Source organism: Pseudomonas sp. P1.8 (genome assembly GCF_001269805.1).
Classification (GTDB): Bacteria; Pseudomonadota; Gammaproteobacteria; order Pseudomonadales; family Pseudomonadaceae; genus Aquipseudomonas.
The window spans coordinates 362,182-377,563 of record NZ_LHVM01000016.1; the positions used below are offsets into that span (position 1 = coordinate 362,182).

Here is a 15,382-nt window from a genome sequence, read left to right on the forward strand (position 1 = left end):
TTTAATGCGTGCTTACCGGAAGGAGCCGGCTTGCTGGCGAAGGCGGCCTTGAACTTTGCATCAAGCCTGCGGACTTCTTCTCTGGCAAGTCGGATCGCCACATCGCAATGCCTACAAAGAGAAGCCTCTAAGCAGTTCCATAAACGCCAGTGCCGCCGCACTGTGATAGTTGTTTTTGCGCCGAAGCAACGCGGCCCCGCGCTGAGGCGCCCCCGTCAAGGGAATACTGTGCAGTGCACGGTCCCGGTGGGCGATGGCGACCGGAAGGATCGTGGCAATGGCCGTGCTGCGAACGACTTCCAGCAGCGTGTTGACCGAATTGACCTCAATCACCACTTTGGGCGCGATGTGGCGCTGGGCAAAGTACTCATCAATACACGTGCGAGTGATGTAGTCCGGTGTCAGCAACGCAAACTCCAGTTGCGCCAGCGAATCGACAGATAAGGCAGCCTGACGTTCATACATCGGATGATCACGCCCGACCATCAATCCCAGGTTCTCGGTAAAGGTCGGAATCGACTCGATCTCGTTGTTTCTGACTTGATCAAATGCAATCGCTACATCCAGCGAATCATCGGCCAGACCCGCCTCGATGTCGTCCATCGACAACTCGAAAATCTCCAGATGAATATTCGGATAACGCGCCGTGTAGTCCCGTACCAGCGGCCCTACCAGATAGGCCATGAAGGTCGGCGTCATGGCCAGGCGCAAGCTGCCGCGAGACAGGTCCTTGACGTCATGCAGCGCCCGCTTGCCCGCCTCCAGTTCCACCAACACCCGGCGCGCGCACTCGATGTACGCCTCACCGGCATCCGTGGGTTTGACCATGCGCGAGGTACGGTCGAACAGGCTGACACCCAGGGTTTCTTCCAGTTGGCGGATCTGTTGCGACAGGGTCGGCTGGGACACGTGCAGCGCCTCGGCGGCTCGGGTGAAACCACCGTGGTCGGCGACTGCCAGCAAATAACGCAAATGGCGAAGCAGCATGGGAAAACTCATCTATAGGCGATGCTTATAGATTGCATTGTATATCGATCTTGGACGCTATGAGTGTATCGGCAGAAGATGGCTTCACACCCAAGCAACACCCCGTCCGACAGGAGATTCACCATGCAACAGTCCCACGCCTACAACGACACCAGCCTGGCCCTGACCACTTCCATTCTCGACGCCAAGGCACGCAAGAATCTGTCCTGGCAGGACCTGACCGACGGCACCGGGCTGAGTCTGGCCTATGTCACCGCTGCCCTGCTCGGCCAGCATCCTCTGCCGGAAAATGCCGCCCAGGTCGTTGGCGACAAGCTCGAACTGGATGCTGACGCCGTGGCCCACCTGCAGATCATCCCGCTGCGCGGTAGTCTCGCGGGCGTGCCGACAGACCCGACCATCTACCGCTTCTACGAGATGATCCAGATCTACGGCACCACGCTCAAAGCCCTGGTTCATGAGCAGTTCGGCGACGGCATCATCAGTGCAATCAACTTCAAGCTCGACATGAAAAAAGTCGAGGACCCGGAAGGCGGCTCCCGCGCCGTGATCACCCTCGACGGCAAGTTCCTGCCCCTGCGTCCTTTCTGATCGAATGCCGGCCCGTAGCGTTCGTGCGGGCCGTCGATCACCACGTTGATTTGGAGCAAGCCCCATGAAAGCGCTCATCGAAGGTTTTTTGAAATTCCAGACAGAAGCGTTTCCACAACGCACCGACCTGTTCAAACACCTCGCAACCACGCAACACCCCGGCACCTTGTTCATCACCTGCTCCGACAGCCGCGTCGTACCGGAACTGCTGACCCAGCAGGAACCCGGCGAACTGTTTGTGATCCGCAACGCCGGCAACATCGTGCCGTCGTACAGTCCGCATCCCGGGGGTGTATCAGCAACCGTTGAATACGCCGTCGCCGTGCTCGGCGTGACCGACATCGTGATCTGCGGCCATTCCGACTGCGGTGCCATGACCGCCGTGGCCAAGTGCACCTGCATGGACCACCTGCCCGCCGTCAGCGGCTGGCTGCAACATGCCGCGTCGGCGAAGGTGATCAACGAGTCGCGCCCTCACGCCAATGAAGCAGCCAAGGTGAGTTCAATGGTGCGGGAAAATGTCATCGCTCAACTGGCCAATATCCAGACCCATCCGAGCGTGCGCCTGGCACAGGAAAAAGGCCTGTTGAACCTGCATGGCTGGGTATACGACATCGAGACCGGTTCGATCGACGCACTGGACACCGACAGCCGCAGCTTCGTGTCACTGGCCGAGCACCCGGTGACTTGCGCCGTGTACGGTAGAGCGACTGAGGCCGCATGACGAACATGACAGCGACCGCACACTGGCGGTCGCTGGAGGGAGGGTTTCAGCGTTTGACGTCCAGGTCGACCTGGGTCATGCGGCTACGGATGGTGAACACGCCATCGCCCGAGAGAATCGCGCTGCGGGCAAACAGTCGCCCGCTTTCCCAATTCGAAAGGCCCAGTTCCGGTTTGTTCAGCGCGTACTGGCCGTCAACCCAGCGGGTAATGCCGTTGCCGACAAAGGGTGCGTTGACCGCGTGGTAGAAACGGTCCTGAGACTCTGCGCTGTCGCTGATCAACGACACCGTGAATTGTGGGCTGTAGCGGTTGAACAAGGCGATGGCGCTGTCCAGGTCATCGACGATTTTCAGGCTGACTTCCGGGGTTTCTTCCCATTCCCACTCTCGGCCCAACTGATCTTCGGGCAGGGGCTCGGCCAATGCTTCAGTCTGATAGCCTTCGGCGCGATGTACCTGGACGGTTGCCGTTTGCCAATCACTGGGCAAGTACAGCTCGCTGCCTTCGACGATGTGCAATTTGCAGCCCTGCCCGCGCGCCTTGCCCGCCTGCTGCAAAGCATCGAGAAACAGCGGCACCAGCTCAGCGGCACGGTCGCGGTGAATCAGGCATACGTTCAGGGTGTTGCAGACTTTGCGGTCCAGGGAGTTGCGCACCACGCTGGCGAAGCGCTGGGCATCCGCATCAGCATGGGCGACCAGCCAGGCACCACCGGTGCCGTGCAAACTGACAGCGGTGCCCGCCTGCTGCGCGATGCTGCCCAACTGGCTGACAGCACGACCCGAACCACGAGCCACGGCCAGCGACAGGCGCCGGTCGGCAAACATCGCCCAACCGGCGGCATGATTGACGCTTTCCACCAGCGATACCGCGCCCTGGGGCAAACCGGCATCGGCCAGCGCCGGATTCAGCGCGTGGCTGACGATTGCCTGGGCCGTGCCCAACGCATCGCTGCCAATGCGCAGTACGGCAGTGTTGCCGGTGCGCAATACGCCGGCAGCGTCGGCGAACACGTTCGGCCGACCTTCGAAGACAAACGCGACGATGCCCAGCGGCGAAACCACTTGCTCGACTTTCCAGCCGTCATGCTCGACGCAACTGACCACTTTGCCGCGTGTGGCCGAGGCATCGCGCCAGGCGCGCAGCCCGGCAATCATGTCGCGGCGCATGCGCTCATCGGCCAGCAGGCGCGTGGTCGAACGCCCACGGGCCTTGGCCCGCTCGATGTCAGCCAGGTTTGCGGCCTCGATCAAGGTCCAGCACGCCGGGGTTTCCAGGCGCTGGGCAAACAGGTCGAAAAATGTGCTGATCGCCTGATCGGAAACCGCAGACATTGCCGTGAATGCCGCTTCGGCCTGTTCGATCGCCACCGCTGCCGCGTGCTGGTCGGCCACCGGAATCAGCAACAGTTCACCGCTGACCTGCTCCACCAACAAGTGGTCACCGGGCTGGAAGCGTGCTGCCAGTTCGGGGCTGACCACCGTGACACGGTTACCAGCGAAAGGGATCGGCGTGCCAGCGATTAGACGTTCGAGCGCAAGAGACATGAAGCGGTATCACCATGCTGAGGGGCGGCCGGAAAATGTATAGCAATTGCGCGAGAGCGTCACTGCCCTTTGTGGGTGACCTTTGTGGGAGCGAGCCTGCTCGCGATAGCGGTGGGTCAGCCACATTGATGTATCTGAAGCAGGCTCGCTCCCACGGGGGGATAAGCGGTGCTTGAAGTATCACAGTGTGTACAGCCCCGCCCGTGACACTCCAAACACTCAAAACCCCACCCAGGCGACACATCGCAGATACATCCCGTTGATGCAATACGCCTGTCGATTGGCCAAGCCGATCCCGGCGCTCAACTCAATCAAGGGGACCATCGCCCATGAACACCGCCATCTCCTCGGCCGTCAAAGGCCTGCACCTCAACCTCGACCGCGTCGGCGAATGGATCGCGCCCCTGGCCTTGCGGGTGTTCCTCGCCTGGGAATTCTTCGAGTCGGGCCTGGAAAAATTCAATGGCCAGAATTGGTTCGCCGATATTCAGTCGCGCTTCCCGTTTCCGTTCAACCACGTGTCGACGACGTTGAACTGGGAGTTGTCGATGTGGGCTGAACTGATCTGCGCCCTGGCGATTCTGGTGGGCCTCGGCACACGGATTTCGGCATTCATTCTGATAGTCGTAACCCTTGTCGCGACCGCAGCCGTGCACTGGCCAGCCGACTGGTCCACCTTAAGCGAACTCGCCCAGGGCTACGCGATCAGCAACAAGGGTTTCGGCAACTTCAAACTGCCACTGATCTACCTCGTGGCCTTTATGCCGCTGCTGTTCTCCGGCCCCGGCAAACTGAGTCTCGATGCGCTGCTGACTCGTTATTTCTGGCATCGCTGAAACACGCCATGGGCGTTCAAGACGAACGCTCATGGTCGCCTTCGCTCAGAGCTGGTTGGCCACGGCCATGTTCACGAAGCGGCTATCGAAGCGCAGCTTGATGTTGTTCTTATCACCAAGGGTCGAGCCGTCGGCAAACTGCATGCCCACCGCATCGGCGCTGGTGGCGGCCTGGCCCAGCAAGCCTTTGGCAAAGGAGAAGGTGCGCACCTTGTCCATGGTATGGCGGATGGCGTCGGAGTTGGCGAACTCGAACGCGGTGCCCGGCGTATAGAACAACATGGTTTGCGTGAGTTGTTCCTCGTAGCCTTTAAGGTCGGTACCCGAGCGCTCGGCCATCGAAGTACGTGCGGCGATGGCCTGCCTGCTGTCGCCGCTCATCAATTGCAAGGTCTCGAACCACGCACCGACCAACGCCTTGCCCAGTTCCGGATTGGCCGCCAGCGTCTCGGTGTTCACCGCCATCATGTCAATGATCTCCCCCGGTATTTCTTTGGAGGTGAAGACCTGAACCGCCGTCGGTGACTGCTTCATCACCATGCTCAATTGCGGATTCCACAATGCTGCCGCTGTCACCCCGGACGTGGAGAACGAAGCCACGGCATCAGCATCGGAGGTGTTCATGATCTTGATATCGCGCTGGCTCAGGCCATGAATGTCCAGGGCCCGGGACATCAGGTAGTCGGACACCGACAACTCCACCAGATTGACCTGCTGGCCCTTGATGTCGGCAAAGGTCTTGCCGTTCTTCAGGACGATGGCGTCGTTGCCATTGGAGTAATCGCCCAGAATCAGCCCCGTGGTGTCCACGCCATTGGCGCTCGGGATGGTCAAGGCATCCATGTTGGTCATACCGCAGGCATCGAATGCACCCGCGGCGTACTGGTTGATCGACTCGATGTAGTCGTTGAGTTGCACCAGTTCAATCTGGATGCCGTACTTTTTCGCCCATTTGTCGATGATCCCGTGTTCGCTGGCGTAGCCCCACGGCATCCACCCGGAATAGATCGACCAGGCCACCTTGAACGACTGTTTTTTCTCGGCCGCAGAAGCACCGAAAGCCACACAGGACAACGCCAGCAACACGACTGCAACACGGTAGAACACGCACGAGAATGCCTTCATGGAAACCTCACGGGTTATGAATGGGGTGACGCATTGGGTTCAAACGAGCGGCCGGGTGTAGCGGCTCAATGTCGGGGATTCGCGCTCGTACCATTGCGCGGCACGGTCGGTGAATCCGGTGGCGGATGAATAGCTGACCTGCGGCTCCAGAGTGTCGATCACGAACAACCGCTCGCGGACAACGCCGTCGACCTGAAGCAACTGGCAAACGTGCTGACCGTCAGGGTGAATCTCGAAGCCTTCCAGCGAGATCAACGGCTGGCCGATGCGTGCAGCGCAGGTCGAAAGGGTCACATTGAAGCCCTCTGCGAGGGAGCCACAGGCGACTGAAGTTTCGAAATTGAAGGCACGACTGAGCCATTGCAGATCGTCGGCATGGCGCGCAACCGCCTCACGCAGATCGAGGGGGCCGCACTCAAGCACCTCGGCCCGCCCGAGCACCAGCGCCGCATGATCGCCGCACACGATCAGCCCGCCACCACGGTGGTGCACGCGACCACTGCCCAGCTCCTTTTCGTGCAGCAGTCGCAAGCCGATCAATGCCCCCGGTGCCGATGATTGCAAGCGCCAGTCTTCGACGTAGGCGTCACTGGGTGAGAACTCGATCATGCAGTCACCGATGCGCTTGAGAAGCCCAGGCTCCGGCCAGCGATTGTGCACCTGCAAGGACGTGTCCGTGTGCCAGCTCAGGGTCTCGCCTTCCCAGGAACACAAGGCTTCCCAGCCTTCGTAATTGGCGAGCACTTGCAGCTCTTGCGCGCTGTACCCCGACAAGGGCTTGGCCGGCACTTGTTGATGCTCAAGCGGCAGGCGCAGATCGATGGTGAAATTGCGGCTCTGGAACCAGCACACGTGGGTCTGCACATCGGTCAGGCCGTCGGCAAAACTGATCGCTCGGCGCTTGTAGAAACCGAGCATCCAGTTGGGAACACCCTGGGGTGGTTGTTGTGCGAATTGCTCGACAAGCTGGTGAAGGTGCATGTCAAACCTCCTCGCCGATGGCGGCGTAGCCGAATGACGACAAGCCTTTGGCGCCACTGGGCAAACTCAGCTCGCCCCGTGCCATGCGTTGCTTGAGATAGCGAAAGGTTTGCAGGGTCTGTGCGTACAGATGCTCCCCGCAAACCACCGGCCCATAGCGGCTCGGCGCTGCCGGTTCGAGCAGTTGCGCGATAGGTTCGATGACCGTGTCATAGTCGCAAGCGCAGAACATCGGGAAGGAATAACGCTCTTCACTGACCTTGCGCACCCGATGGGCCGTGGCGACATAGGTGCCATTGCTCAGCACCTCCATCATGTCGCCGATATTGATCACAAATGCACCTTCGACCAGCGGCACGTCGATCCACTGCCCTGCTCCGTTCAACACTTCAAGCCCCGGCGCAGTCGGCAGCAGGATGGTGAAGCATTCGTAGTCGGTGTGCGCGCCAATACCCGGACGATCCTGCGGTGCATCCTTTGAATACGGATAGTGAATCAACCGAAGTTGGCTGGGCGGATGATTGACCCATTGGCTGATGGCGTTTTCCGGTAACCCCAAGGCCAGCGCAAAGCCCCGAAACAGCGCAAGGCTGAGGCTGAACACCGCGTCGTAGTAAGCCTTGATGTCCTGCTTGAAACCCGGCAACACTGGCCAGCGATTGGCCCCCAGCATGGGGCGCTGCCCCTCTGGCAGGACATAGTCGAAGCCAACGTCGAAGGCCTCCTTGTGATCGATGCTGCCCTCGACAAACTGCTCCTCGCCCTCCGGGACATACCCGCAGTGATTGCTCGAAAGCCCGATGTAATCCTGCATCTTGCGCTCGACCGGCTGGGCGAAGTATTCAACGGTCCGTTGCTTGAGACGATTGATGATCTGCGGATCGATACCGTGCCCGGTCACATAGAGGAAACCCGCCTGCTGCGCGGCGTTCCCCAACGCTGCGGCGGCTTGGATGCGATCGGCGGCGCAGTCGGAAAACAGTCCGCCAATGTCCACCAGGGGCAGGTGTTCGAACGCTGAATGAGGGGTAGTTCGAGGCGTGGGCGCCATAAGTAACCTCCTGATGATTAGTCAAAATGTCACCTGGTCGTCCAGATATCGCAGAGCCGCTAGGCCTCCGGGTCGTCCCGGATCATTCGCACCAGAACCGGTGCCAAAGAAATGGAGCAATGTGCGTGCCACGTTCGGACTGATCATCGAACGAGTTACGATCGCATTGATTTGAAAGATATTTTAATTATTTTCAGATCAAGCAACTCCCAACCCTTTCACCTCCAGACAGCACCACGATGGAGCGTCTCGCACATCGGCGAGTGCAGGCGGATAATGCACGGGTTTGCACTTGGCCGAGGGACCGAAAGATGCCGCTGACTCTCTACTTCCACCCGCTCTCGTCGTACTGTCACAAAGTGTTGATCGCACTCTACGAACACCAGGTCGAATTTGAAAAAAGGATCATCGACCTGGGCAACGATGCCGACCGGGCGGAGCTTCAAGCCCTGTGGCCGCTGGTCAAATTTCCGGTGGTCCACGATCACACCCGTCAGCGCGACGTGGCGGAGTCGAGCATCATCATTGAGTATCTGGACCACTTTCAAGCCGGCCAACACCGCCTGATACCCGGCGATTGGGAGTCCGCGCTGCAGGTTCGTTTTTGGGATCGCTTTTTCGACCTCCACGTCCAGGGCCCGATGAACCAGATAGTCCTCGATCGCCTGCGCTCGGCGAACGGCGACCTGACCCGGGAGCGCGCAGCCCTTACCACTGCGTACGGCATGCTCGAGCGTCAACTGGCGTCCACAACCTGGGCCGCCGGGGACGTGTTCAGCATGGCCGATTGCGCCGCCTGCCCGGCCCTGTTCTACGCCAGCATGCTGGTGCCGTTTGCCGATGAGCATCGCCATTTGAATACGTATTTCGACCGTTTGACCACCCGGCCGTCCTGCCAGCGGGTCATCGACGAAGCGCGACCGTACTTCTCCATGTTTCCGTTTGCCGAGGCAATCGCGCAAAGGTTTCGTTAACCAAGGGTGATGGGAGGAAAGGGGCAGTCACACTGCCCTTTTCCGTTACTTCACCAGCCTGACTTCCCTGGACGGCCGATAGCCGAAGTAAGCGCTGTAGCATTTGCTGAAGTGGCTGGGCGAGACGAACCCGCAGGCCACCGAGACTTCAACGATGGTCAACGTCGTGTGCTGCAGCAAGCGCCGCGCCTCGGTGATCCGCAAATCCATGTAATAGCGCTGGGGCGTGGTGCCCAGCTGCTCCTTGAACAGGCGCTCGATCTGCCGACGAGACCGTCCCGCGTAAAGACAGAGCGCATCCATTTCCAGCGGCTCCTCCAGGTTGGCGTCCATCAGGTTGACTACCTCCCGCAGCGGGCCACTGACAGACACGCTCAGCGTGGGCTTGATGCGCCGGTAACGCGACGCTTCAAAGGCCAGAATGTCTTCGATGGCGTCCGTGAGCGCCTTGTCGTGCAACCCCCTGATCCATTCCAGTGCCATGTAAAAAGTGCCATTCGGACTGGACGCGGTCAGTCGATCGCGATCCACCACATACGCTTCACTGGTGACTTGGCTCAGCTTGGCGATTTCCGCCAGCGCAGGGCGATGCTCCGGATGAATCGCACAACGATAGCCATCCAGAACCCCGGCTCGCCCAAGAAACCACGCGCCATTCCAGATCCCCGCCAGCGTAATGCCCTGCTCGGCCGCGTCGTGCAACAAACCGATCAGCGCGTCGTCGGCCTTGAGCGCCGTTCGGTAACCGCCACAGACCACCAGTAGATCCAGCTGCTGAATCTCGGCATGACTGAGACGGGCATCGGGTCGAATCACCAACCCCAGATCGCTGATCACTTCGCCTTCGGTCAAACCGAAGGTCTTGGTCAAGAACAACTCGGGCCGCAAGAGGTTGGCCGTGACGACCGTATCGAGTGCCTGGGTGAACGCCGGCAACGAAAAATGCTCCAGCAACAGAAAACCTGCCCGCGCCTGCGGGACCGACGGGTCTTCATGCTCTTTGAGGTAGCGAAGATTCTTGCCCTTCATCGCACCGCTGAACTGACGTCGCTCTACCAACACTCGCCTCGCTTACAATTGAACATACACACCGCCGTCGCTGTTGAGCGCTTAAACGAATTTGCGTGGAGAATGCCGCTGCAATGCACCGCGTGACAAGCGATCCCTCGACGTAGCGGTCGGCCACTCGACTTCTAACAGAATTGAACGCCAGCGTCGCATCGTCGGCGGCACTCATCAGCTTTCAATAGTCGTTAACAGGAAGGTTGGGGTCGCGGACGGGATGGACGTCGATCTGGTTTAAAGGAAGGCTGCTTCAATAGACACAATCATCCCAGGCGGGCGCGTTATCGGCCGACTGACTGGATGCTTGTAAGGAAAATGGCAGGGGCGGCTGGATTCGAACCAACGCATGGCAGGATCAAAACCTGCTGCCTTACCGCTTGGCGACGCCCCTGTAGGTATTGCGACGAGAGCGTGCTGCTCTCTATAGAAGCCCCTGCGCTGCACGCCCTGAAAGGGTTGCTGCAAGAACGGGCGGCAATTTATCAACTTTTACTCTGCCTGGGAAGCCCTTTTAGTAAAAATTGTTTGTTAAAACAGACGCTTACTGAGAGGTAAAACACCCAACGACTGTGAAACCGCTGAAGCAGGCGGTTCGGCGGCCTACTGCCCCAACCTGGCACGCGCCGAGCCATACGCTACCGGCAGCTGATTTTCGTCTGCTACGCTTTTCTTTGCTCGAACGGAGTCGGGTAATGGATGCAAAATAGATTTCTCTTGCCACCCACAAGGTACGGAATGTGAAAGGCAAACTGATTACCGCCGCGGTCACCCTCATCGTCACCGGTGCCGCGCTCTACGGCTTCAATAGCTGGAATCTGGAGCAGAGCCACAGACAGGAAGTTCTGTGCACGACCGCGCAACAGCATCTCAAAGACCTGGAAACCCAGGCTCGGGCGATGGCTGCCGGACTGACGATCGAGGCCTATGCCGAGGCCGAGAAAGCCGAGGCAGGCAAACTTGTCAGCGCCCTCGATACCGCAAAAAACCAGGCGGAGGTCGATGCCGTCATCGATCAGCATGCCACCGCCATCGAAGCACAGATCGTGGCCGAAAATGCCGAAGTCCAGTCCCGAGGCGAGCAACCATTTCTCGGTCAGGAAATGAAAAAGCAGAAAATCACCACGGACGTCAGCCAGGAATTCAAACGCGCTGAAAAGGCCGTCGCTGAAGCCTGTAATTAGGGGCGATTTTTTAAGGGTAGAATTTGCGAATGCGTCTAGACTCCATCAAAGGCTGTTGCATCCTGGCTCCGCGATTAAAACAAAAAGCCAAAGCACAACGAGGAAGCCCAGACGGTGAACACTTCAGCATTCTGCGCCTTGGCGATCCTGTTGGTTTCGTCCGCGGCTTCTGCAACCGGCGTCATGCCTGTCTTCGACCTGGACTTCACCCGGTCAGCGGATGAAACGCTGAAAAAAATGGGTATCAATGACGCGTGCATCATTGGCGCCAAAAATCCGGTCTCTTTCACTTATTGCCGCGAGGGCTCGTCAACGCTGTGGAAGTATCAAGCGCTGGATCTGGAGCAACTCGCATCAATCCAGAACGATGCGAAACGGTACTCATCGACTTATCAGCCAATTTCGGTGATTGAAATCGACAGCGCCGCTTGCGAAGACGAAATGGTTACACCTGCACAAAAACCGACAAGCACCCGCTGGTTTGCCCTTGGACTGATTGCTCTCTCACTGCTGATCAGCTTGCAGTACAGCTATAAGTCCATCAGGCACCACCGCAGAAAACCCTCGCAGGCTTCCTCATCCTACTCGCCACAAATCACCGAATTCGTACCTTTACCCCATTTAACGGTAAAAGCACTGGCGTCATTCGGCATTGCCGTCACCGTGGCAATCATTTACTTCAGCTGTTGCAGGATTTGACCACTGTGAACGCGGCACCACGACCGCGCTCACAACCAGTCAATCAATGCGGCGCGCGCGCGATGGTCTTGAGCAGGTCTTCAGGGCTGATGTGACCCACCACACTGCCGGGTTGCGGCAGGTTGAGGATGTGGCCTTTCATCTTGCCGATGATGTGCATTTCGCAAGGCTTGCAGTCGAACTTCAGCGTCAGCACCTCGTCGCCATGAATCAATTGCATTGGCGCGACCTTGGTGCGCACGCCAGTGACGCCCTTGGCCTGTTTCGGACACAGGTTGAAGGAGAATCGCAGGCAGTGCTTGGTGATCATCACCGGGACGTCGCCGGTTTCCTCGTGAGCCTCGTAGGCCGCGTCGATCAATTTCACACCGTGGCGATGATAGAAGTCGCGGGCCTTCTGGTTGTAGACGTTGGCCAGGAATGACAGGTGCGATTCCGGGTACACCGGTGGCGGTGTGGTCTCGGCCTTGCGACCACCGCGTGGGTGAGCGGCGATGCGCGCTTCGGTCAAGGCTTCAATCACTTCACGGCGCAAGGCTTTGAGCTGCGAGTTCGGAATGAAGTACGCCTGCGGCGCGTCCAGCTTGATATCGATGGCGTGGTACTGCGTAGTGCCCAACTGACCAAGCAGATCCTGCAATTGCTCCAGTGCCTGCTCCGGCTTGTTGGCGGCACCGAACGGCCCTTTCAGGGTGACGCTGGCGCTGATGCCCTCTTCGCTGGTCGCGGTGAGTTCCAGCTGCCCTTCACGCAGGCAAGCGACCCAACGCAAGGCAACGCGACGCTCAGCGGAAGTCTTTTGCAGCGCCTGTTGCCAGTTGTGATCGAGGTTGCGATTCAGCGGATGGTTGGGGCGCAGTTTGTACATCCCCTCCGGCATCTCGTTGGGCTCGACGCGATAGCGATAACGCTTCTCGCCGTCCTCCTCGAACTCGCCTTTCGGTTCGGCGATGTTGGCGCGGAAACCCACCACTTCGCGCTTGACCAGCACGTTGAGACCGTCGCCGTTGGACAGCGGCTCGTGCGTCACGACCTGCATGTCACGCTTGGCGACTTTCTCAACCACACCCACCGGCAAACCGGTGAAGGTTGGCGAGTCGAAGGCGCCGATGTCGATCTTGCGATCCGTGACGAAGTAATCGGTGCTGCCACGGTGGAAGGTTTTTTCCGGGTCGGGCAGGAAGAAATGCGCGGTGCGGCCGCTGGAGGCACGGGCCAGGTCCGGACGGTCTTCGAGCACGGCATCGAGGCGCTGGCGGTAATAGGCCGTGATGTTTTTCACATAGCCCATGTCTTTGTAGCGCCCTTCGATCTTGAACGAACGCACGCCGGCTTCGACCAGGGCGCGGATGTTGGCGCTCTGGTTGTTGTCCTTCATCGACAGCAAGTGCTTTTCGTAAGCGATCACGCCGCCCTTTTCGTCCTTGAGGGTGTAAGGCAAACGGCAAGCCTGGGAGCAATCGCCGCGGTTGGCGCTGCGACCGGTGTGGGCGTGGGAAATATTGCACTGCCCGGAAAACGCCACGCACAACGCGCCGTGAATGAAGAATTCGACGGCCGCATCGGTCTCGTCGGCGATGGCGCGGATCTCTTGCAGGTTCAGCTCACGAGCCAGCACCAACTGGGAGAAGCCGGCCTGATCGAGGAACTTTGCCCGTTCCAGGGTGCGGATGTCGGTCTGAGTGCTGGCGTGCAGCTCGATGGGTGGAATGTCCAGTTCCATCACGCCCAGGTCCTGGACGATCAGCGCGTCGACACCGGCATCGTACAACTGGTGGATCAGCTTGCGAGCCGGCTCCAGTTCGTTGTCGTGCAGGATGGTGTTGATGGTGGTGAACACCCGGGCGTGATAGCGACGGGCGAATTCAACCAGTTCGGCGATCTCGCTCACTTCGTTGCAGGCGTTGTGGCGGGCGCCGAAGCTCGGGCCACCGATGTAGATTGCGTCAGCGCCATGCAGGATCGCCTCACGGGCGATGGCCACGTCACGGGCGGGGCTGAGCAATTCCAGATGATGTTTGGGCAGGGACATAATATTTTTTTAGTCAGGCTGTCACGGTCGAGGCGTGCATTGTAGCGGTGAAACGCTTTAGGAGCACCCGTGTGCTGCCAGGTGGTGGCCCTGGGAAGATCTGACAGCCTTAATCCTTGTAGGAGCAAGCTTGCTCGCGATGGACGTTAACGATGACGCGGGCATTCTGAGTGCATGCGTCGCCCTTGTGTTCATCGCGAGCAGGCTCGCTCCTACAGGGTTTTGTGTATGTCTGGCCGAGATCAGGCCTTGGCCGCCATCGCGGTGACTTCCACGCGCATGCCTTCGACCGCCAGTGCAGCCACGCCCACGGCGGCGCGCACCGGCCAGGGCTTGGCGAAGTAACGCTTGTAAACCTCGTTGAACGCGGCGCGGTCGGCCATGTCGGTAAGGTAGATGGTCAGGTGCATCACGCGGTCCATGGAACTGCCCGCGCGCTCCAGCGCCACCTTCAGCGCTTGCAGGGTGCATTCGCTTTGCAGGGTGATGTCGCCCAGTTCGAGGCTGCCGTCGGCGCGGGTCGGAATCTGCGTGGAGACCAGCACGCCGCCGAAACCGACGACGTCGGAGGAAATCGAATCCGCATCAGGATCGGGCGTAAAGGTCAGGTCGTGGTTTGCCATGGGAACTCTCTTGCTTGAATGGGTAAGGCGAATGCCTTTTACACAGCCAGTTTACAGGCCAATCCCGACGCGTCGCTAATCCAGACTCGACGACTGCTCCAGACCGGTCGCCTGCCGGTACTGACGCGGCGTGAATCCGGTCGAGGCTTTGAACTGCCGAGTGAACGCACTGTGGTCGGTGTAGCCGCATTGCAAGGCAACGTCGGTGATGGGCATTTCGGTGTGCAGCAGGCGATGGGCATGTTCCAGGCGAATTTTCTGGATCATCTGCCGCGGGGTCAGGTGGAACACGCGCTTGCAGTAGCGCTCCAGTTGCGCCACTGAAATACCGGCGATGCGCGTCAGTTCGCCGAGGGTCACACGACGATTGAAGTGCGCGCGAATGTGCTCATCGACCGCCGCCAGACGCTGATACGCCGGGTGCGTGTCGCTTGCCGATTGCAGGTCGACCGAGATCCCGGCCAGGCCGATGATTTCATTGCGACGGTTATACAGCGGCCGCTTGTGAGTCAGGCACCAACCCGGTTCTCGACTGCCGTACAGGTGCAGCTCCAGTTGATCCTCCAGGACAAAACCCTGCTCCAGTACGCGTCGGTCCTGCTCGGTATAACCGGGGCCCAATTGCGCCGGAAACACTTCGGCGCTGGTTTTCCCCAAGAGCGGTTTCAACTGCTTCAAGCCGCAGCGTTGCACCAGCGTGCGATTGGCCATGACATAGCGCGCCTGCAAATCCTTGATGAAGATCGCGGCATTGGGAATGACATCCAGCATGGGCAGCAACAGCGCAACGCCGGCCAGCAATTGCTCGATGGATTCGGGGCGATTCGAGTCGTCGCCCTGGCACAACATCGCAAACGCATCCTGAGTCATCAACCCGCCCTTCGCAAAAATCAGACCTGCCCATTGTGCTGATTTCGTCATCGACACCCAAGAAAAACATCAATCGCGAGTTCGCCGCCACGTT

At 59.3% G+C, this 15,382-nt stretch carries 15 protein-coding genes and 1 tRNA gene; 6 read left to right on the forward strand and 10 right to left on the reverse strand.

All coding sequences use genetic code 11. The features are described from left to right. Window positions 1-111: 111 nt before the first annotated feature. Window positions 112-987, reverse strand: a complete 876-nt coding sequence (gene cynR, locus AD668_RS18185; protein WP_053160935.1) for a transcriptional regulator CynR — start codon at window positions 985-987, stop codon at window positions 112-114. A 123-nt stretch (window positions 988-1,110) separates the two neighbouring features. Here cynR and cynS point away from each other — a divergent pair, with 123 nt between their 5' ends. Both cynS and AD668_RS18195 read left to right on the forward strand, forming a co-directional pair. Next, a complete protein-coding gene (gene cynS / locus AD668_RS18190) occupies window positions 1,111-1,578 on the forward strand; it encodes a cyanase (RefSeq protein WP_053160936.1) in 468 nt (155 codons plus the stop codon). A gap of 64 nt (window positions 1,579-1,642) precedes the next feature. After that, on the forward strand, window positions 1,643-2,302 hold the full coding sequence (locus tag AD668_RS18195; protein ID WP_053160939.1) for a carbonic anhydrase: 660 nt from the start codon (window positions 1,643-1,645) through the stop codon (window positions 2,300-2,302). A 46-nt stretch (window positions 2,303-2,348) separates the two neighbouring features. Here AD668_RS18195 and AD668_RS18200 read toward each other — a convergent pair whose 3' ends face one another. After that, the gene (locus AD668_RS18200; RefSeq protein ID WP_053160941.1) at window positions 2,349-3,851 is read right to left on the reverse strand and encodes an aldehyde dehydrogenase family protein; all 1,503 of its coding nucleotides are present in this window, start codon (window positions 3,849-3,851) and stop codon (window positions 2,349-2,351) included. A gap of 329 nt (window positions 3,852-4,180) precedes the next feature. On the opposite strand from AD668_RS18200, the gene AD668_RS18205 reads away from it, so the two are divergent. Next, window positions 4,181-4,687 (forward strand): DoxX family protein, encoded by a 507-nt coding sequence (locus tag AD668_RS18205; RefSeq protein ID WP_053160942.1) that lies wholly within the window; start codon window positions 4,181-4,183, stop codon window positions 4,685-4,687. A 45-nt stretch (window positions 4,688-4,732) separates the two neighbouring features. Here AD668_RS18205 and AD668_RS18210 read toward each other — a convergent pair whose 3' ends face one another. From AD668_RS18210 to AD668_RS18220, 3 genes are read right to left on the reverse strand one after another with little or no spacing between them, the layout of a single operon-like run. Further along, entirely contained in the window at window positions 4,733-5,812 is a 1,080-nt protein-coding gene (locus tag AD668_RS18210) for a putative urea ABC transporter substrate-binding protein (RefSeq protein ID WP_053160944.1), read from the reverse strand. Window positions 5,813-5,851: 39 nt separating this feature from the next. Next, the gene (locus AD668_RS18215) at window positions 5,852-6,793 is read right to left on the reverse strand and encodes a hypothetical protein (protein WP_053160946.1); all 942 of its coding nucleotides are present in this window, start codon (window positions 6,791-6,793) and stop codon (window positions 5,852-5,854) included. Between the two features lies 1 nt (window position 6,794). Beyond that, on the reverse strand, window positions 6,795-7,844 hold the full coding sequence (locus AD668_RS18220; protein WP_053160948.1) for an isopenicillin N synthase family oxygenase: 1,050 nt from the start codon (window positions 7,842-7,844) through the stop codon (window positions 6,795-6,797). Between the two features lie 311 nt (window positions 7,845-8,155). On the opposite strand from AD668_RS18220, the gene AD668_RS18225 reads away from it, so the two are divergent. Continuing rightward, window positions 8,156-8,818 (forward strand): glutathione S-transferase family protein, encoded by a 663-nt coding sequence (locus AD668_RS18225; protein WP_053160949.1) that lies wholly within the window; start codon window positions 8,156-8,158, stop codon window positions 8,816-8,818. A 45-nt stretch (window positions 8,819-8,863) separates the two neighbouring features. Here AD668_RS18225 and AD668_RS18230 read toward each other — a convergent pair whose 3' ends face one another. Both AD668_RS18230 and AD668_RS18235 read right to left on the reverse strand, forming a co-directional pair. Continuing rightward, entirely contained in the window at window positions 8,864-9,877 is a 1,014-nt protein-coding gene (locus AD668_RS18230; RefSeq protein ID WP_172681836.1) for a GlxA family transcriptional regulator, read from the reverse strand. A 322-nt stretch (window positions 9,878-10,199) separates the two neighbouring features. Then, window positions 10,200-10,274 (reverse strand) — tRNA-Gln (locus tag AD668_RS18235). 346 nt (window positions 10,275-10,620) lie between these two features. Between AD668_RS18235 and AD668_RS18240 the strand changes: the two genes are divergently transcribed. Together AD668_RS18240 and AD668_RS18245 are read left to right on the forward strand one after the other, a co-directional pair. After that, the gene (locus AD668_RS18240; protein WP_053160951.1) at window positions 10,621-11,064 is read left to right on the forward strand and encodes a hypothetical protein; all 444 of its coding nucleotides are present in this window, start codon (window positions 10,621-10,623) and stop codon (window positions 11,062-11,064) included. A 114-nt stretch (window positions 11,065-11,178) separates the two neighbouring features. Then, window positions 11,179-11,763: a hypothetical protein gene (locus tag AD668_RS18245; protein ID WP_053160953.1), complete on the forward strand. Its 585-nt coding sequence runs from the start codon at window positions 11,179-11,181 to the stop codon at window positions 11,761-11,763. Between the two features lie 43 nt (window positions 11,764-11,806). On the opposite strand, the gene AD668_RS18250 is transcribed toward AD668_RS18245, so the two are convergent. The 3 genes from AD668_RS18250 to AD668_RS18260 form a co-directional block, all read right to left on the reverse strand. Further along, the gene (locus AD668_RS18250; protein WP_053160955.1) at window positions 11,807-13,795 is read right to left on the reverse strand and encodes a U32 family peptidase; all 1,989 of its coding nucleotides are present in this window, start codon (window positions 13,793-13,795) and stop codon (window positions 11,807-11,809) included. A 242-nt stretch (window positions 13,796-14,037) separates the two neighbouring features. Next, a complete protein-coding gene (locus AD668_RS18255; protein ID WP_053160956.1) occupies window positions 14,038-14,418 on the reverse strand; it encodes a RidA family protein in 381 nt (126 codons plus the stop codon). Window positions 14,419-14,493: 75 nt separating this feature from the next. Continuing rightward, the gene (locus tag AD668_RS18260; protein WP_053161362.1) at window positions 14,494-15,288 is read right to left on the reverse strand and encodes an AraC family transcriptional regulator; all 795 of its coding nucleotides are present in this window, start codon (window positions 15,286-15,288) and stop codon (window positions 14,494-14,496) included. Between the last annotated feature and the right edge of the window lie 94 nt (window positions 15,289-15,382).